Origin of the sequence: Nocardia sp. CA-107356 (assembly GCF_050946365.1) — a bacterium.
Taxonomy (GTDB): domain Bacteria; phylum Actinomycetota; class Actinomycetes; order Mycobacteriales; family Mycobacteriaceae; genus Nocardia.
Genome location: NZ_CP191992.1, coordinates 650,974 through 669,435, shown reverse-complemented (window position 1 = coordinate 669,435; position 18,462 = coordinate 650,974). Strand labels below are relative to the sequence as shown.

Here is an 18,462-nt window from a genome sequence, read left to right as displayed (position 1 = left end):
TCGTGACAGCGACAGCCGAGCTCACCTACGAATCGACCTCGCGGTACGCGCAGGTGCGGCCCGATCTGCGCCTGCACTACCACGAGGCCGGAGTCGGCAACGGCCCGACGATCGTGCTGCTGCACGGCGGCGGGCCCGGTGCCTCCTCGTGGTCGAACTTCGCTCGCAATATCCCGGTGCTCGCACGGAACTTTCATGTACTCGCCGTTGACCAGCCCGGATTCGGACGCTCGGATAAGCCGGTCGACCATCCGCAGTACTTCGTGCACAGCGCCTCGGCGCTGCAGGATCTGCTCGATGCGCTGGATATCACCGGACGCGTGCACCTGCTCGGCAATTCGCTCGGCGGCGGTGCGGCGGTGCGGTTCGCGCTGGACTACCCGGATCGGGCGGGCAAACTGGTGCTGATGGGCCCGGGCGGGTTGAGTGCCAATCTGTTCGCGCCGGACCCGACCGAGGGCGTGAAACACCTCGCGAAGTTCAACTACGAGCCGACCAGGGAAAACCTGGAGGCATTCCTGCGGATCATGGTCTTCGATCAGTCGCTGATCACCGATGAGCTGATCGATGAGCGCTTCGCCTCGGCGCGTACGCCCGAGGCGCTGGCCGCGACCAGGGCGATGGGAAAGTCGTTCGCCGGGGCCGATTTCGAGCAGGGCATGATCTGGCGCGATGCCTATAAGCTGCGCCAGCCGGTGCTGCTCATCTGGGGCCGGGAGGATCGGGTGAATCCGCTCGATGGCGCGCTGATCGCGACGAAGATGATTCCACGGGTGCAGCTGCACGTATTCGGTGGTTGCGGGCACTGGGCCCAGCTGGAAAAGTTCGACGAATTCAACCGGCTGGCAATGGATTTCCTTGCCGATGCGAAGGAGAAGTGATGGGCATTCGATCGCTGGCGTATCTGCGCATCGAGGCCACCGATATGGCGGCCTGGCGCGAATACGGTCTCAAGGTACTCGGCATGGTCGAGGGCAAGGGTATCGATCCGGAGGCGCTCTACCTGCGCATGGACGACTTCCCGGCACGCCTGGTCATCGTGCCCGGCGAAAAGGACCGGCTGCAGGTCTCCGGCTGGGAGACCGCCAATGCCGCTGAGCTGCAGGATATTCGGGACCGGCTGGATGCGGCCGGGGTGCCGTTCAAGGAGGGCACCGCGCAGGAGAAGGCCGATCGCCGGGTCTACGACCTGATCTCGTTCGAGGATCCTTCCGGGAACACCCTGGAGGCGTTTCACGGTGCGGCACTGGAACATCGGCGTGTGGTCAGCCCGTACGGGCACCGATTCGTCACGGGCGAACAGGGACTCGGCCATGTGGTGCTCAGCACCAAGGACGACGCGGCCGCGCTGACCTTCTATCGCGATGTGCTCGGCTTCCGATTGCGTGACTCGATGCGGCTGCCACCGCAAATGGTCGGACGCCCCGCCGACGGCGAACCGGCCTGGCTGCGCTTCTTCGGCTGCAACCCGCGCCACCATTCGCTGGCCTTCCTGCCCATGCCGACCCCGAGCGGCATCGTGCACCTGATGCTCGAGGTGGAGGGATCCGACGATGTCGGGCTCTGCCTGGATCGCGCGCTGCGCAAGAAGGTGAAGATGTCGGCGACGCTCGGCAGGCACGTCAACGACAAGATGCTGTCCTTCTATATGAAGACACCGGGCGGATTCGACGTCGAGTTCGGTTGTGAAGGCTTGGAAGTCGATGACACCGACTGGATCGCCAGGGAATCCACTGCGGTCAGCCTGTGGGGTCACGACTTCACGGTCGGACAACGGCAGTAGCAGTGAGCGATCACACGGGCGGGAAGACAATGACAATCGAGGAATACCCCGCGATCGACGGGCGGCAGTTCCGCAATGTATTGGGGCAGTTCTGCACTGGCATCACGGTGATCACCACCTTCGATGCCGACAGCGCCCCGATCGGCTTCGCCTGCCAATCGTTCGCCGCCCTGTCACTCGAACCACCCCTCGTCCTGTTCTGCCCGACCAAGACCTCCCGATCCTGGGCGGCCATCGAACAGTCCGGACACTTCTGCGTGAACGTCCTGGCCGAAGAACAGCAGCAACTGTGTGCCCGCTTCGGTTCCCGCGAACCCGATAAATTCGCCGAAACCAATTGGCACACCTCGGAACTGGAGCTCCCGCTCCTGGACGACGCCCTGGCCACCATCCAGTGCAAGGTGGACAGCGTCGTCGACGGCGGCGATCACTACATCGTGATCGGCCGAGTCCTGGCCCTGTCGGAGTCGACCAGCTCCGGCAGGCCGCTGTTGTTCTACCGCGGCCAATACACCGCCATCGAACCGGAGAAGACCGTGCCCGCACCATGGCGGCACGATCTGGAGCATTTCCTCACCACGACGACGCTGGACACCTGGCTCTAGCGCCGCCGCGCTCACCCACCTGCGGCCCCACCCGAAATAGCTTGGGTGGGGCCGCAGGTGCATTGTGACGCCGCGGTCAGTCCGCGGTGCGGGTGCTGCGGAAGGTGAGGGCGACCGCGAAGGTCAGGACGGCAATGCCGACCGCCGCGGCGAACGCGGTGGTGATGCCGCTGACCAGGGCATGCTCTGCCGATCCTCCGGCATTGCGGGAGGCGGTGCCGAAGACCGTGACCAGGATGGCCAGGCCGAGTGAGGCGCCGGTCTGCTGCAGGGTTTGCAGTGCGCCGCCAGCGGCACCGGCTTCGGCCGGCGGCACACTCGACATGATGATCACGTTGAGCGGCGAGAAGGCAAGGCCGATACCGCATCCCATCAGGATCATGGCGATGAACAGCAGCGGGAAGTAGCCGCTGTCGACAGTCAGTCGCGTCAGCAGCAGCAAACCGGTCGCCATCAACACCGTGCCGATCACCGTCACCGGTTTCGGACCGAAGCGCGGCAGTAACCGCGGGATCAGCCGGATCATGGTGAACATCAGCAATGCGGTCGGCATGAAGGCGAAACCCGTTGTCAGCGCGGTCAATCCGCGTACTTCCTGCAGGTATTGGGTGAGGAAGAAGAACATCGACATGCCGGCCATCGGACCGAGGAACATATTGGCGTAGGCCGCGGCGCGATTGCGATCGACGAACAGCCGCAATGGCAGCAGGGGTTGGGCCGTTCGCGCCTCTATGGCCAGGAAGGCGGCGATCAATGCGGCGCCGACCGCCAGCCAGATATCGGTCCCCGCATCGCCCCAGCCGTGTGATGCGGCGCTGATGAAGCCGTAGACGAGTGCGGCGACGCCGCCGGTCGCGGTGACGGCACCCGGCAGGTCGAGGCGGGCGGGCTGACGCACACCGTCTGGCAGATAGCGCAGTGCGAGCACGACGACAGCCAAGCCGAAGGGCACATTGATGAACAGTGCGGAGCGCCAGCTCAGCCATTCGGTCAGCAGTCCGCCGACAATGAGGCCGATCGCGAAGCCCGCACTGGACATGCCGGAGAACAATGCGAGCACCCGCATCCGGGCTTTGGGTTCGCTGAATGTCGTGGTCAGCAGCGCGAGGGTGCTCGGCCCGGCCATGGCACCGCCGATGCCCTGGACGACACGGGCGATGAGCAGCCAGGTCGCCGATGGAGCCAGCCCGCCCGCCAGCGAGGCCAGGGTGAACAGTGCGGTACCGGCGATAAACAAGTTGCGCCGGCCGAACAGGTCACCGGCACGGCCGCCGAGCAGCAGCAGACCGCCGAAGACCAGGGTGTAGGCGTTCATCACCCAGGACAGATTCGTCGCGCTGAAGTGCAGGTCGGTGCGGATGCGCGGCAGCGCGACATTCATCACCGTGATGTCGAGGATGATCATCAATTGGCAGGTCAGCAGGGTGACCAGCACGATGCCGGATCGGAGCCGACCGGCGTTGGAGGTTGCGGACACACGAGTGTCCGCGGAGATGGTGGTGGACAAAGAACGCTCCATCGCATGAGATTCAAACGGAGGGAGCCTCCGTTTCCGATAGAGCTATCATATGGAGGGTTCCTCCAGTTATGCAACTCTAACTGGAGGGTCCTTCCGTTTTCCACTGGAGGGAATATGGCAGCACCGTCGACGGGACGGCCGATGCGCGCGGACGCCCGGCGCAACTACGAGCGGATCGTGGCATCCGCTCAGGAGGCGTTCGCCGAACAAGGGCCCGAGGCTCCACTGGAAGAGATCGCGCGGCGCACCGGCGTCGGCATCGGCACGCTCTACCGGCACTTTCCGAGCCGCGAGGTGCTGATCGAAGCCGTATACCGTTCCAGTATCGAACAGTTGAGCGCCCGCGCCCACGAACTGCTCGAAACCCATTCGGCCGCTGACGCCTTCGAGCAGTGGCTGCGCGAACAGGTGCAGTGGGTGATGGACAATCGCAGCCTCGCGACCACCCTGAAGGCCGGAATGGACAAGGGCTCACCGACCTTCCAGCTGTGCCGGACGATGATCACCGACGCGGCGGCCGCACTCCTACAGGCGGCACAGGATGCCGGCGAGATCCGTAACGACATCGAACCGCGCGATCTGCTCAGATTCGGCCATGGCATCGGGGTCGCATGCGAAACGGTGCCCGAAGCCGCCGACCGGATGATCGCCGTGACACTCGACGGCCTGCGCACCAACTGAGCTACAGGCGCATCGCGACCTCGACGGGAATCGAACCCGCGTCGCTCTGATCGACAATCAGAGTGCTCGACCAACAGAGCACGAGGCCATGAAATCGAACTTCTTCCCGGACTCGAACCGAGCACTCCTGGTCGGCGGCCAGACGCTTTGCCGGATGAGCAGAAGAAGCGATACCCGTTGAGAGAGTTGAACTTCTCCTCCGTATCAGAGAGGCGCTCTCCACCATTGAGTTGAACGGGCGTGACGCAGATCGGAATCGAACCGACGTGGTCCCTGAATGAAAGTCAGGTTGCCCATACCAACAGAGCAACTGCGCCGCAGTGGGGACGGTAGGGATCGAACCTACCTGCCGAAGCACCTGATTTACAGTCAGGGTGAGCCACCAGGCCCCGTCCCCATATTCACACTGCTGTGTGAAATACGCTATCGCTGTTCAGTTTTCAAAGACTGCATGCGCGCAGTCTCGCGGTATGCGGATAGGTGCGGCGAGGTGCCGCGAAATGAAGAAGGGCCGCAACCCGGCATTTGCCTGATGCGACCCTTTGCGACACAAGTAAAGCTATGTCACGGACCGCCCATGGCGCTACTATCCGAAATGCCATATGACGAAATATCCTGCGAGGACCGACCTTTCGAGGCAGCATCGAACAAGCGCTCACGCCGTTCGAATTTCGCCTTCGTGGTCATTGCCGGATCCTTCCCTGAACTCGTTGTCTCCACGGTATGCACGCCACTCGGTGATCGCAACCGAATTAATCCGGCGACTCCCAGCTGTCGCACATTGTGTGGCGCCCTCGCATATGTTGCGCCCTGCGAGCCGACCATTGGATGTGCGCGAGCACTGAGTCCGCTACGTCAGTGACGTGCAGGAGGCGGCATCCGGCAATTCTTCAGCCAGGAAGACGGTTTGGGCCATCATCTTCAGGCCGGACATCTGTTCGCGGAAGACCTCGATGGACTCTTCGGGGTGGACCGAGTCGATGACCGCATGCGGGCCGATCGCGTTGAACTGGTGGCTGACGCCGCGCGGAATCTGCATATCGACGAAGGAGCAGGCCGGGACGATCAGGTTGTATCTGGTGCGGTGCAGGCCGGGCGGCGTATCCGGTAGTTCGTCCTCGAATTCGCTCGGCGCGAAGGGCGTAACGCCGACGACGTCGGTCACCCGGAATGGCGAGAGGCTGCCCACCCGAATGTGGGTATCGGGGCCGGTCATCATCCGGACGAAGCGCAGGCCGGTGTGCAGATGCATCCGCGAACAGATGCCGCGTTCCTCGGCATTGTAGAAGTCCATGATGTAGCGGTCAGCGAAGAAGCCGTCGAAGGGCGTCTCGATCAGGTAGACGTCGCCCTCTTCGAAGGTCTGGGATCGGATGACGCCATCCGCGTCGGGGACGGTCGCGGCGCGACTTGCCTTGGCGTTGCGGACGATCTGGGCGAATGCCCGGACGATCACCTCGGCGACGGCTGGCGGGAATTGCGCGACGGGGGTGACGACATTGCGTCCGGCATCCACGAAGTCGGCCAGGTCGTGGATCTCGTTCTCATCGTCGGCGCGGTGTTTGATTCGGGGATCGGACATGCGGCTCCTCGGTACTACTGCAACGTACGGATACGGGTCATGGCCCCACGTCGAAGGACCGCAACCACAGCTCCAACGACAGCACGAGCCACAATTTGCCGCCCTGCCGCGGCAGCAGCGCGCCATCGCCGCGCAACCAGGAGCGGATGGTGTCCTCCCGGAACAGGCCGCGCGCCCGCGCGGAGGACCCGAGCAGTAGGTCGTGACCGAGTTCGCGCAGCGGCCCGGTGAGCCACTGCTGCACGGGAACTCGCATCCCACTCTTCGGTCGGTCCACAATGGTCTCCGGAAGTAGGTCTCGCACAGCCTGTTTGAGAATCCACTTCTCGCTGGTCCCGGCCAGCTTGAATCGACCGGGCACGCGAAATGCGTGGTCGATCACGGCGCGGTCGAACAGCGGCGCGCGCCCCTCCAAACCGCTTGCGGCGGTGAGTCGTTCGACCTTGGTGAGAATGTGGTGCGCGCCCTTGGTGCGCAGATTCGTATGCAACAACTGGTTGAGCAGGCTGGTCATCCGGCCCTGGCGCAGATACGGCGCGACCAGATCGGTCAGCGGTGGTGCGTCGGTCAGTGCGGTCAGCACGTCGGGACTCAATAGCATGGGCAGGTCGCCGTAGCACTTGCGGTAGCTGTCCAGATAGGCCGATGCCCTGGCATCCGAAGCCGGATCATCGCGGGACAGTTCGAAGATCAGCATCGGCAGATTCTTGGGGCCACCGAAGACCGGGTCGCCACCCTCGCCATTGAGGACCACCCGAATACCGTCCGCGGCAACGGCTTCGGCGAGCATCAGATTCGGCACGGTGAGCGGGTCGCCGACCGGGCAGTCCAGTAGTGACACCGTCTCCGCGAGTCGCGACGCGACGGTCTCACCGGGCACGGTGAGTACCCGATGTTCGGTATGGCAGTGCGTGGCAACGAGTCCGGAGTATGCGAGTTCGTTCGGCGTGGTGCCACCGAAGCTGATGGAATACGACCGCACCCGCTGATCGTGCAGCTTAGCGGCCAGGGCGGTGACCAGGCTGCTGTCGATGCCGCCGGAGAGCAGCACCCCGACTGGTTCGCCCGCGGGCAGTCGCCTGGCGACCGCGTCCTCGAGTAGTTCGCGCAGTTCCAGCGCGTGCTCAGCGGCCGAACGCGCATCCTCGACTTCGGTCGGCTCCCAGTAGATTTCCTCGGTCATCGATCCGTCGTCGTGCAGGCGAACGCAACGGCCGGGCAGCACCTCGTCGACGCCGCGCAGCAGCGTCTCGCGTCCCGGCAGATAGGCGAAGGTGAGGAACGACCGAACCGCGGGCAGATGCAGTCCGGTGCGCAGTGCGGGCCACCGATGCAATGCCCGTAGCGATGTGGACGCGGCCCAGCCATCACCGGCGCGCGCATGGAAGAGCGTGCGGGTGCCGACGTGGTCGCGGATCAACACCAGATCGTCGCCGTCGGCAATGGCCAAGGCGAACATGCCGTCCGCCGCCGCGATCCCATCGAGGCCGAACCGTGCGTAGCAGTGCAACAACAGTTCAGCATCGGCGCAGCCGGGCGGCGGAGCGTCCGAACCGAGTCGCGCGCGCAGTTGGACCGCGTTGAACAGCGTGACCTCACCAACCGCCGTCAGCACACGGCCCGACGGCCGACCCGCACCGCCCGACGTACTGAAAGGACCGGCCGCGATGCCGGGCCCGTCGAGCAAACCGAATGCGTGACAACCGGTCACCGACACCGGGTGACCGCCGACTGCCCGCACCTGACCGGTCGGGTCGTCGGGCGTCAGGAAAGCACACCAACGAGACATCGTTCCCCTCAGCCGAAATCGCCGCCGTCGTCGGCGGCGTCATCATCCCAACCGCCGTAATCGCCACCCCCGTCGCCGGATCCGGACGACTGCGCGACCGCCTGTCGGCGCAACTCCTCCTCTTCCACAGCGGTCAGCGAACTCGGCGGCATGACCAGCGCGCCGAGCAGTGCGCCGCCCGCCACCGCGGCCAGAATGCCACCGAGCCGACCACCGAACGAGGACCGATTAACGGTCAGCACACCGTCACCCCAGAGCGTGCGCCCGAACCCCGCTTCCCGGCCGTACACCACAGATCCGTTGTGATACCGGCGTTTCACGACCTTCGGACCGAGCGCCTCATCGCTCCCGGAGTTACCCCGATCGTCGCGCCAGGCCACAACCCCGTGCGCACCCCGGGTCCGCCACTCCTGACGCCCGTCGGCGTACCGCCGGTGCACAGACCCGTCAGCAAGCAATTCATCGGTATAAGTGATCTGCCGATGCTCCGGCACAACGGTTCCCTTTCATGCGGCGAGCCAAGTCGAAAGCCCCGTAGTCCGGGCGGTGCGTAGTTCGATCAAGTGTGTCCCCGGCACGCACACCTCGCGAACCAGACGATGCAGCAGCGCCGCCGAACGAACGGCATCCACCTCGCCCCAGAGGCCGCGCCGCAGCCTCCCAGCGATCGACCGCTACCGCCCCCGGCTGGCACACAGTGCCCATAAACGTCATACGGCGAGCCAGGTCAGAAGACCCGCGTTCCAGACACCGCGCAGTGCGGTCGAGTATGTTCCCGCCACGCACACCCCGCGAACCAGACGATGCAGCAGCGCCGCCGAACGAACGGCATCCACCTCGCCCCAGCGACCGCGCCACAGCCACCCACTCCCAGCGATCGACCGGTGCCGTCGGCGGGCCGGGCCGTACGGTGCTCTGGAAACTCATGCGGCCGGCCAGGTCAGGAAGCCCGCGTTTCGCGCGCGGCGTAGTTCGGTCAGGGTGGTGCGGGGTGGGTGGACCTCACGAACCAAGCGGTGCACGGTGCGCAGCAACGAGGCCGGGCGTACCGCTTCGACCTCGACGAAGCGGCCGCGACGCAGCCACGCGCGTTCCCACGAATCCACCTGCGCCACCAACGTGCGCGAGGCATGGGTACCGGACAACTCTGCACGCTCGCACGAATCCACCCGCGCCGCCCCGGCACTCGATGCCAGCTCGTCGGACAACTTCTCACGCTCGCACGAATCCACCCGCGCCGCCTCGACACTCGGCGCCGAGCTGCGGCGCAACGGTATAGTTCCCGACGAATCCACCTGCGCCGCAACCATATTCGCCCCACGGTCACGGACATGCGGTAGGTGCAGAGTGCCTGCTTGGCGGGGGCGCAAGCCCAAGGGGACGATTCGCACACCGTCCGGAATATCGGTCAGTTGCGCCAACCGCGCGGGGAAGGTGAGTCCGTCCGCGCTCGCATCGTGCAGGAGGTAGATGGTGCCTTCGACCTGGGCGAGCATGCCCGCGATACCGGGATCGAGGGGCAGTTCGGCGGCGCTGAACACCGGACATGCCGATTCCATCGGTAATCCGTTGGCGCGCAACATCTGTGCGATTGCATCCGACTCGCAGACGAGCAGCCGGGGCAGGCCGTAGTCGAATAGATCCGGTTCCGGCGTATGCCGCCCGGCACGGGTGACCTTCGGCGGCGTGATCGTCAACAGGCCCGGTAGCTCGGCGTGGCGGTCGAGCGCGGTGCGAAACGACGCGTAGGTCAACGGTGCGGGGACCGTGAACGCGAAGTGCCGTGGGATCGGTCGCATCGGCGTGAGTATGCGGCATACCTCGTAGTAGAGCTGGCGCTCGGTGAACCGGAGGCCGCTCGGCGCGGCAGCTCGCTCGGCGGCGATGCGCAGCAACCGATCGAGCACATGCTGTTTCACCCGGTCGGCCACGTGAGGAAACCTACCTCGCGGGCGCGCCGCCGCTCCGGATCAGCCGCATCCTCGACCCGCTCGACCGCCCGTTCCAGCACCGCGAGCAGTTTGGCCGGCGGAATCGCGGCGATCGGCGACCACCATCCTTCGGCGAGCCATTCGATCTCCGCCACCGATAACGGTTCTCGACTCAGGAATGCGGTATCGGCTTGCGGCGGCCGCGGCTCACGCAGCCGCAGCGCCGACGCATTGGCCGATACCGCGCGCGGCGACAGGCCGACCACCACGGCCCGGCCGCCGAGCACGACGCGGGCCTGCCCCGCCAGCGCAACACCGGGCAGGCTGGCATCGTGCAATACGATCACCGGCACATCCGGCGGCAGCCGATCGATGCGATCCGAGAGCGCCATGGCCCAGGTCTGCGACACATTGTTCGCGGCAAGGCAGGCGAGCACGCTCGCATCCGGGCACAGCACCGCGAATCGAGGCTGGTCAACGACTGGTGGTCGGACCTGAGCTTCGTCGATCGATCCGGGCGGCCGGCCACCGTGAACGGACGTCCAACGGTCGATCACATCGCGCCGGAAGACGTTGTACGGCACCGGCATTCGGACCGTTGCGCGCTGCTGGAACCACGGTCGTGCGACGTGCAGACCGACAATGGTCAGCGCCAGAACCGGCACGCCGAGCAGAATCACTGCCCCCGCCGGTGCCGCGCGAGTCACCATCAAGAGGAAGGCGACCACCACGATGGTCACCGAAACCCCGATGCGCACCCGCTTGTACACCCGCTCCGCATCCGGAACCTTCTTGCGCCCGGCCGCATACCAGAGCTGCACCAAGGTGAACCGCAGCCCCCGCCCGGCACCGAGCCGCTCGGCCAGCGTGCGCACCCGAATATCGTGCAGCCCGAACGGACTTTCCTTCGGCTCGAGCGCGAACTCCCGCTTACACGTCGAACAGCGCCGACCGCCACGCTCCTTGCGCAGCAGGTTCGCATTGCAATGCGGACAGATCACGGTTCATAGTCTCCGATTCTCCGACCGTCCGCGACCCCGAATTCGAATGTTCACCTGCCGTCACATATCCAGTGAGCTCCGCGCACACGTGACGGACGGCCTGTGCGAGGCAGTTACTGGATATGCGACAGCGGGATGCTCGCGTTGGCCGCCATTCTGAACATTCGGTCGACGTGCTGCGGGTCGAGGAGTCGCGCCCGTTCGCCGTGATCGTCGGCACCGAACGGGTCGCTGCCGAACCACCCCCATGGCAAAGGCCGCGACCGAACGGTCGCGGCCTTTGCGGTGGTGATCAGGCGGAGACGGACGCCTCACGCTGGAGTTCGAGCGCAATATCGATCAGCTGGTCCTCCTGACCGCCGACCAACTTGCGCTTGCCCGCGCGCACCAGCATCTCGGCCGCGGAGACCCCATAGCGTTCCGCCTGACGCTCGGCATGCTTGAGGAAGCTCGAGTACACACCCGCATAGCCCATCATCAGCGCCTGACGATCCAGCAGACATTCCTGCGGCATAACGGGCCGGACCACATCCTCGGCCGCATCGGCGATCGCGAAGAAGTCGATACCGGTCTTGATGCCGAGCTTGTCGCAGACGCCGACGAACGCCTCGACCGGAGTGTTACCCGCGCCCGCGCCGAATCGCCGTGCGCTGCCGTCGATTTGCTTCGCGCCCGCGCGAACAGCGTAGACGGAGTTGGCCACCGCCAGATCCAGGTTTTCGTGGCCGTGGAATCCGACCTGAGCGTCATCGCCGAGTTCGGCGACCAGCGCGGCGACCCGGTCCGAAACCTGTTCGAGCACAAGCGCGCCCGCAGAGTCCACTACGTAGACACACTGGCAACCCGCATCGGCCATGATGCGAGCCTGCTTGGCCAGCGCCTCCGGCGGCTGGGTATGCGACATCATCAGGAAGCCAACGGTTTCCAGACCCAGCTCGCGCGCGAGGCCGAAGTGCTGGATCGACACGTCCGCCTCGGTGCAGTGCGTGGCGATGCGGCAGATCGAGGCACCGTTGTCCTGGGAGATCTTGATGTCCTCCTTGACGCCGACGCCGGGCAGCATGAGCACCGCGATCTTGGCCTGCTGGGCCGTCTCCGCCGCGATCTTGACCAGCTCCTGCTCGGGGGTATGCGAGAAGCCGTAGTTGAACGATGAGCCGCCGAGTCCGTCGCCGTGGGTCACCTCGATGACCGGCACACCGGCACCGTCCAACGCCGCGACGATATTGCGCACATCGTCGGCGGTGAACTGGTGGCGCTTGTGGTGCGAGCCGTCACGCAGTGAGGTATCGGTGACGCGGATGTCGAGTTCTGCTGAATAGACCATGTTGAAGGCTCCTTACACCCGGGCCGACAGAATCTGCTGTGCCATGACCTCGCCCACCTGGGTGGCGGCGGCGGTCATGATGTCGAGGTTGCCGGCGTACGGCGGCAGGAAGTCGCCCGCGCCCTCGACCTCGACGAAGACCGAAACCTTCGCCATACCACCGGAAACCACCGATGGCGGGTCGAACTGCGGCTCGTTCAGCAGCCGGTAACCCGGCACGTACTTCTGGATATCGGCGACCATCCGGTGGATGGAATCCGCGATCGCGTCGGTATCGGTGTCCTCGGGAATCGCGCAGAAGATGGTGTCGCGCATGATCATCGGCGGTTCGGCCGGGTTCAGGATGATGATCGCCTTGCCGCGCTGTGCTCCGCCGATGGTCTCGACACCACGCGATGTGGTCTTGGTGAACTCATCGATATTGGCGCGGGTGCCAGGTCCGGCGGAGACCGAGGACACCGAGGCCACGATTTCGGCGTAGGGCACCGGCACCACGCGCGAGACCGCCGCGACGATCGGAATGGTGGCCTGACCACCGCAGGTGATCATATTGACGTTCGGCGCATCGAGATTCGCGCCGACCAGATTCACCGGTGGCACGACCGCGGGCCCGACGGCGGCGGGCGTGAGATCGACCGCGCGGATTCCGGCTTCGGCATATTTGGGTGCGGCGGCCCGATGTACATACGCCGAGGTTGCCTCGAAGACGAGATCCGGCAGTTCCGACTGCGCGAGCAACCAGTCGACGCCCTCGTGCGAGGTCTCCAGCCCGAGCCCGCGGGCGCGCTTCAACCCCTCGCTCTCGGGGTCGATTCCGATCATCCACTTCGGTTCCACTGTGGTGGAGCGCAGCAGTTTGTACAGCAGATCGGTGCTGATATTGCCGGATCCGACGATCGCGGCGGTGACGGTCCCCGTTTCGGACACGGCCAGCCTCCTAGTTGAATTGCAAACGGACAGAACCGAGTCCGGCGAACTCGGCGTGGAACGAATCGCCCACACGGGCGTCGATGGCGCGGGTGCAGGAGCCGGGCAACACGATGTCGCCCGCCTTCAATCGCACCCCGAAGCTGGCTACCTTGCGGGCCAGCCAGGCCACCGCGATCACCGGATCGCCCAGTACGGCATCGCTGCGGCCCTCGGCGATCACCTCACCGTTGCGGGTGAGCACCGCGTCAATGGCCTTGATATCGAGGTCTTCCGGCGCGACCCGCGCCGCACCGAGTACGAAGCCGGCCGACGACGCGTTATCGGAAATGGTGTCGGCCAGCCCGATCTTCCAGTCCTTGATCCGCGAATCGATCAGCTCGATGGACGGCGCGTAAGCGACCGTCGCCGCGAGCACATCGGCCTCGGTGCAATCCGCACCGGGCAGATCCGCGCCGAGGATGAAGCCGACCTCGACCTCGACCCGGGGGATCAGATAGCGCGAGGTCTCGACCGGAACATCCTCGAAAACCTCCATATCCGCGAGCAGGTGACCGTAGTCGGGTTCGTCGACACCCATCATCTGCTGCATGGCGAGCGAGGACAGACCGACCTTGTGCCCCACCACCTTTGCGCCAGCGTGGAGCTTGCGCCGGATATTGATCAGCTGGATCTCGTAGGCGTCGACGACATCAATATCGGGATGCCTGGCGATGAGGGGATCGATGCCGACCCGGTCGCGCTCGGCGCCCTGGAGTTCATCGGCCAATTCGATTCGTACCACGTCGGACAGCACGCTAATTTCCTTCCACTGTTGTCGCTTCGGGCACGACTGCCCGCGAAAGCGTGTCGGCACCCGCCGCGAACCTGCCCGCACGCCGACCGGAGAAGATGCAGTCGGCCAGGGACAATCCGCTGACATAGGAGTCCGAGCAGATGCCCACCGCCGTGCGCCCGGCCGCGTACAGGCCGGGGATATCGGTTCCGGCGGACGATTGCACGGCTCCGGTGCTCTCGTCGACGACCACGCCGCCGAGGGTGAGCATCGGGCACGGGTTGACAACGCTCGGCTTGATACCCACATCCAGCAGCCAGAACGGCCCGGCCCCCACCGTCTTGGTGAATTCGGCGGGCTTGCCGACCGGATCGGGCGAACCGTTCTCGATGGCGGCATTGTGCTCGGCGACGGTGGCGCGCAACCCGTCCGCATTGATACCGGCCTTCGCCGCAACGGCATCCAGAGTCGCGCCGCGCACCGCGGTCCGGCGCATCGCCTCGAACTGCCCGCGCTGGAACCAGGCCGCCTGACTCCGAATCTGCGAAATCGCGGTGCGCATGAGCTCGTTGTCGGCGAGCAGCCATCCCTTACCGTCGTGCTCGGTGATCAACGCATGGCCGACCGCGGCACCGTAGCGGGTCTCATCGATGACCCGGCGGCCGGCGGCGTCGACCAAGACCGAACCGGTAAAGGCACTGGGCGGCAGGATGAATCGCCACGCCGAGATATTGCGCATCCGATCCGTGGCCGCACCGACCTGCTGGGCCATCTGGATCCCGCTGCCGTCATCACCGGTCGTGCCGAGTGCGAGTCCGCCGCGATATCGCGGCCCGTGTTCGCGCAGCATCTCCCGATTCGCGATGAAACCGCCCGCGCTGAGCACCACGCCGCGGCGGGCTTGAATCCGAATCGTGGTGCGGTAGCGGCGATCCAGCTTTGCCAGCCGACGCTCCAGCGCCTTGCGCAGCGGCGGGTAGTAGATGCCGGGTTTGGCGGCGATTTTCGCCATCCGGGTGTAGCGGTCCCTGACCTGGCCGGGGGCGTCGCGCAGCGTTTCGCATTCGACGCCGATCACCGTGCCGTTGTCGTCGAGGATCAATCGTGTTGCCTGCGTGAGGGTTTCCACCCGAATCCCGCGCCGCGCGGCCGAGGCCGCCAGTGGGCCGGTGAGCTGCTTACCCGAGGTCCCCTTGCCCTTGACCCGGTGTCCGCGCTGCGCGGGCGTCGCGACCTCACGGCCGTAACCGGAGACCTCACTACCCGAGTAGTAGAGGTAGTAGCTGTCATTCGGATACGACGTCTTGTACGGACACAGCGATGCCTCGAACGGCACCCCGTGTCCCTTCAGCCATTCGATCATCGCGGGGCTCTCGGCAACGAATCGCCGCAGCGTCTCGGGCGTGACGGCGGTGCCGACTTCGCGCCGCAGATAGGCCAGCATCTGCTCGGGCGTATCGCGCACACCCGCCTCTAGCTGCACCGATGTGCCGCCGCCCGCGTAGATGATGCCGCCGGATAGCGCCGACGCGCCGCCACCGGCGAAACGCTCCAGCACCAGCACCTGCGCACCCGTATCCGTCGCTTCCAGCGCGGCCGCCGCACCGGCGGCGCCGTATCCGACGACGACTACGTCGGCGGCCAGGTCCCATTCGAGGCCCATGTACATCACTCCGGTCAGAAACTGAAACAAGTTTTCTCGACGAATGGAACGCCGAGCAAGTCTTCTGCCACTCAACATAGACCAAATGCGCCCCCATTCTATAACGTGTTCTACATGACTGATCGGGAATACGATGTGGTGGTGGTAGGCAGCGGCGCTGCCGGGATGACCGCCGCCCTCGCCGCAGCCCACCATGGACTGAGTGCGGTGATCATTGAGAAGGCCGCGCACTACGGCGGGTCGACCGCACGCTCGGGCGGTGGTGTGTGGATCCCCGGCAACAAGGCGCTCCGGGCGGCCGGCCGTCCCGATGACCGCGAGGACGCCCGCACCTACCTGCACAGCATCATCGGCGACGTGGTGCCCGAGGACCGGATCGACACCTACATCGACCGGGGCGCGGAAGCCTTCGATTTCGTCCTCGACCACACGCCGCTGAAGATGAAGTGGGTGCCCGGCTACTCCGACTACTACCCGGAGGCCCCCGGCGGCCTCGGCCAAGGACGCTCGTGCGAACCCGCGCCGTTCAACGCCAAGGTGCTCGGCGACGAGCGGTTCAACCTGGAGCCGCCCTACGCCAAGGCTCCGCTGAACGTCGTCGTCATGCAGGCCGACTTCGTCCGGCTCAACCTGATCCGCCGTCACCCCAAGGGCATCATGCGCGCCATCCGGGTCGGCGCGCGCACCTACTTCGCCAAGTGGACCGGTAAGCACATCCTCGGCATGGGACAGGCCATCATCGCCGCCATGCGCAAGGGGCTCATGGACGCGAATGTGCCGCTGCTGCTGAACACTCCGCTGACCAAGCTCATTGTGGACAACGGCGTGGTCACCGGCGTCGAGGCCGAACACAACGGCGAGACGGTGCGGTTCACCGCCAAGTACGGCGTTGTGCTCGGCAGCGGCGGTTTCGAGCACAATGCCGAAATGCGCACCAAGTACCAGCGTGCGCCCATCACCACCGAGTGGACCACCGGCGCGGCAGCCAACACCGGCGACGGCATCAACGCGGGCATGGATGTGGGCGGCGCGGTCGGCTTCATGGAGGATTCCTGGTGGGGGCCGACCATCTTCAAGGGCGGCAAGCCGTGGTTCGCGCTGGCCGAGCGGAATCTGCCCGGCACCATCATGGTCAACGCCGACGGCAAGCGATTCGGAAATGAGTCCGCTCCTTACGTCGAGGCTGTGCACACCATGTACGGCGGCGAATATGGGCAGGGTGAAGGTCCGGGCGCGAATATCCCCGCGTGGCTGGTTTTCGACCAGCGCTACCGGAGCCGCTACATCTTCGCCGGATTGCAGCCTGGTCAGCGGTTTCCGTCCCGCTGGATGGAAAACGACCGCATCGTCAAGGCCGATACCCTCGAGGAATTGGCCGGCAAGATCGGCGTACCGGCGGCGAATCTGGCCGCGACCGTCGAGCGGTTCAACACCTTCGCCGAGACCGGTAAGGACGAGGACTTCGGCCGCGGCAACAGCCACTACGACCGGTACTACGGCGATCCGACCGTAAAGCCCAACCCCTGCCTCGCCGGGCTGGTGCAGGGCCCGTTCTACGCGGCCGAGATCGTGCCCGGCGACCTGGGCACCAAGGGTGGTCTGGTCGCCGATACCGCCGGTCGCGTGCTGCGCGAGGACGGCAACGTGATCGAGGGTCTGTACGCCTCCGGCAATAGCGCCACCCCGGTGATGGGCCACACCTACGCGGGCCCCGGCGCCACCATCGGCCCCGCGATAACCTTCGGCTATCTCGCGGTGCTGGATATCGCCGAACGCAAGAAGCGACTGTCGGCCGAGGCCACCGCCGAGGCGTAAGCGATCCAAGGGGGCGTCTCACCGAGTGGACGCCCCCTTGCCCAGGCGGATGTGGTCGCCGCAGGATCGATTCGAGGCAACCGTCCCCGTGAGCGACGAACCGCAGGCCACCTCGCCGGACCGCATCCGACCACGGCCCGCCCGCAGCGGCAGATGAATCTGTCCACAAGCATTCACAAGGAGAACTCGATGCCCATCGATCCGAAAATCGCGCTCGGCGCGGAACTCCCGAGCCGGGAGTTCGCCTGGTCACCGTCGGACGTGCAGCTGTATCAGCTGGGACTCGGGGCGGGCACGCGCTGGACCGATGCGGCCGAACTGCGCTACCTCGACGACCGCGCGCCGCAAGTGCTGCCGACCTTCGCCACCGTCGCGGCCACCTTCCACGACACCGAACCGCCGAAGGTCAAGTTCCCCGGCATCGATATCGATCTGGCGAAGGTGGTGCACGGCCACCAGGAGGTCGAGGTGCATCGCCCGATTCCGGCCGCCGGAAAGGCCACCAGCACCGGGCGCATTACCGAACTGTGGGATAAAGGCTCGGCCGCTGTTGTGGTGCAGGAGCATACGGTCACCGGTTCCGACGGCGAACCGCTGTGGACCGCCCGCTCATCCATCTTCGCCAAGGGCGAGGGCGGCTTCGGCGGCGAACGCGGCCCGAGCACCAAGACCGAACTCCCCGACCGCGCACCGGATTTCGACGTCACCACGCCGACCCTCCCGCAGCAGGCCCTGCTGTACCGCATGTGCGGCGACCGCAACCCGCTGCATTCCGATCCCGAATTCGCCCATGCCGCAGGCTTCCCCAATCCGATCCTGCACGGCCTGTGCACCTACGGCATCGTCTGCAAGACGGCCACCGACACGGTGCTGGATTCGGATGCCGGCCGCGTCACCGGCTTCCGCGCCCGCTTCGCAGGCGTGCTCTACCCGGGCGAAACCATCCGCACCCGAATCTGGCGCGGTGCGGGCGAGTTGACCATTGCCGCAACAGTTGTCGAACGTGCCGACGCCCCGGTCCTCGGCGACGTCACCCTGCGATTCCTGCCCGCCTGAGCCCGAAC

The 18,462-nt window shown here is 65.6% G+C and carries 16 protein-coding genes and 4 tRNA genes; 6 read left to right on the top strand and 14 right to left on the bottom strand.

Features of this window, described 5'->3' with window-relative positions; genetic code table 11:
* The first annotated feature begins 2 nt into the window (after window positions 1–2).
* The 3 genes from hsaD to hsaB are packed head-to-tail and all read left to right on the top strand — an operon-like array spanning window position 3 to window position 2,388.
* Window positions 3–881 carry a 4,5:9,10-diseco-3-hydroxy-5,9,17-trioxoandrosta-1(10),2-diene-4-oate hydrolase gene (gene hsaD / locus ACQP1G_RS03080; RefSeq protein WP_433198128.1) on the top strand — a complete coding sequence of 293 codons (879 nt, stop codon included), beginning with the start codon at window positions 3–5 and terminating at the stop codon, window positions 879–881.
* The gene (gene hsaC, locus ACQP1G_RS03075; RefSeq protein WP_433198126.1) at window positions 881–1,783 is read left to right on the top strand and encodes an iron-dependent extradiol dioxygenase HsaC; all 903 of its coding nucleotides are present in this window, start codon (window positions 881–883) and stop codon (window positions 1,781–1,783) included. The genes hsaD and hsaC overlap by 1 nt, the downstream gene beginning before the upstream one ends.
* A 29-nt stretch (window positions 1,784–1,812) precedes the next feature.
* A complete protein-coding gene (gene hsaB, locus ACQP1G_RS03070; RefSeq protein WP_433198124.1) occupies window positions 1,813–2,388 on the top strand; it encodes a 3-hydroxy-9,10-secoandrosta-1,3,5(10)-triene-9,17-dione monooxygenase reductase subunit in 576 nt (191 codons plus the stop codon).
* Window positions 2,389–2,464: 76 nt separating this feature from the next.
* Here the strand turns inward: hsaB and ACQP1G_RS03065 are convergent, their stop codons facing one another.
* A complete protein-coding gene (locus ACQP1G_RS03065; RefSeq protein WP_433198122.1) occupies window positions 2,465–3,895 on the bottom strand; it encodes an MFS transporter in 1,431 nt (476 codons plus the stop codon).
* A 126-nt stretch (window positions 3,896–4,021) separates the two neighbouring features.
* On the opposite strand from ACQP1G_RS03065, the gene ACQP1G_RS03060 reads away from it, so the two are divergent.
* Window positions 4,022–4,588 (top strand): TetR/AcrR family transcriptional regulator, encoded by a 567-nt coding sequence (locus ACQP1G_RS03060; protein WP_433198120.1) that lies wholly within the window; start codon window positions 4,022–4,024, stop codon window positions 4,586–4,588.
* 15 nt (window positions 4,589–4,603) lie between these two features.
* Here ACQP1G_RS03060 and ACQP1G_RS03055 read toward each other — a convergent pair.
* The 13 genes from ACQP1G_RS03055 to ACQP1G_RS02995 form a co-directional block, all read right to left on the bottom strand.
* Window positions 4,604–4,676: transfer RNA gene (locus ACQP1G_RS03055), tRNA-Asp, on the bottom strand.
* Window positions 4,677–4,759: 83 nt separating this feature from the next.
* Window positions 4,760–4,828 (bottom strand) — tRNA-OTHER (locus ACQP1G_RS03050).
* 1 nt (window position 4,829) lies between these two features.
* Window positions 4,830–4,905, bottom strand: a tRNA-Glu gene (locus tag ACQP1G_RS03045).
* Window positions 4,906–4,909: 4 nt separating this feature from the next.
* Window positions 4,910–4,985 (bottom strand) — tRNA-OTHER (locus tag ACQP1G_RS03040).
* Window positions 4,986–5,438: 453 nt separating this feature from the next.
* Window positions 5,439–6,170 carry a hypothetical protein gene (locus tag ACQP1G_RS03035; protein WP_433198118.1) on the bottom strand — a complete coding sequence of 244 codons (732 nt, stop codon included), beginning with the start codon at window positions 6,168–6,170 and terminating at the stop codon, window positions 5,439–5,441.
* A 37-nt stretch (window positions 6,171–6,207) separates the two neighbouring features.
* Entirely contained in the window at window positions 6,208–7,959 is a 1,752-nt protein-coding gene (locus ACQP1G_RS03030; protein WP_433198116.1) for an asparagine synthetase B family protein, read from the bottom strand.
* Between the two features lie 8 nt (window positions 7,960–7,967).
* Window positions 7,968–8,453: a hypothetical protein gene (locus tag ACQP1G_RS03025; RefSeq protein WP_433198114.1), complete on the bottom strand. Its 486-nt coding sequence runs from the start codon at window positions 8,451–8,453 to the stop codon at window positions 7,968–7,970.
* A gap of 429 nt (window positions 8,454–8,882) precedes the next feature.
* Complete coding sequence (locus ACQP1G_RS03020; RefSeq protein ID WP_433198112.1) at window positions 8,883–9,890, bottom strand: hypothetical protein; 1,008 nt, start codon at window positions 9,888–9,890, stop codon at window positions 8,883–8,885.
* Window positions 9,875–10,891, bottom strand: coding sequence for a hypothetical protein (locus ACQP1G_RS03015; RefSeq protein ID WP_433198110.1), 1,017 nt, complete (start codon window positions 10,889–10,891; stop codon window positions 9,875–9,877). Before ACQP1G_RS03015 ends, ACQP1G_RS03020 begins: the two co-directional genes overlap by 16 nt.
* A gap of 292 nt (window positions 10,892–11,183) precedes the next feature.
* A complete protein-coding gene (gene dmpG, locus ACQP1G_RS03010) occupies window positions 11,184–12,218 on the bottom strand; it encodes a 4-hydroxy-2-oxovalerate aldolase (RefSeq protein ID WP_433198108.1) in 1,035 nt (344 codons plus the stop codon).
* A gap of 12 nt (window positions 12,219–12,230) precedes the next feature.
* Entirely contained in the window at window positions 12,231–13,145 is a 915-nt protein-coding gene (locus ACQP1G_RS03005; protein WP_433198106.1) for an acetaldehyde dehydrogenase (acetylating), read from the bottom strand.
* 10 nt (window positions 13,146–13,155) lie between these two features.
* Complete coding sequence (locus ACQP1G_RS03000; protein WP_433198104.1) at window positions 13,156–13,941, bottom strand: 2-keto-4-pentenoate hydratase; 786 nt, start codon at window positions 13,939–13,941, stop codon at window positions 13,156–13,158.
* A gap of 1 nt (window position 13,942) precedes the next feature.
* A complete protein-coding gene (locus ACQP1G_RS02995; protein WP_433198102.1) occupies window positions 13,943–15,583 on the bottom strand; it encodes an FAD-binding protein in 1,641 nt (546 codons plus the stop codon).
* 105 nt (window positions 15,584–15,688) lie between these two features.
* Here ACQP1G_RS02995 and kstD point away from each other — a divergent pair, with 105 nt between their 5' ends.
* Both kstD and ACQP1G_RS02985 read left to right on the top strand, forming a co-directional pair.
* Window positions 15,689–17,398: a 3-oxosteroid 1-dehydrogenase gene (kstD, locus tag ACQP1G_RS02990; RefSeq protein WP_433198100.1), complete on the top strand. Its 1,710-nt coding sequence runs from the start codon at window positions 15,689–15,691 to the stop codon at window positions 17,396–17,398.
* 189 nt (window positions 17,399–17,587) lie between these two features.
* Window positions 17,588–18,454, top strand: coding sequence for a MaoC/PaaZ C-terminal domain-containing protein (locus ACQP1G_RS02985; RefSeq protein ID WP_433198098.1), 867 nt, complete (start codon window positions 17,588–17,590; stop codon window positions 18,452–18,454).
* Window positions 18,455–18,462: the final 8 nt, after the last annotated feature.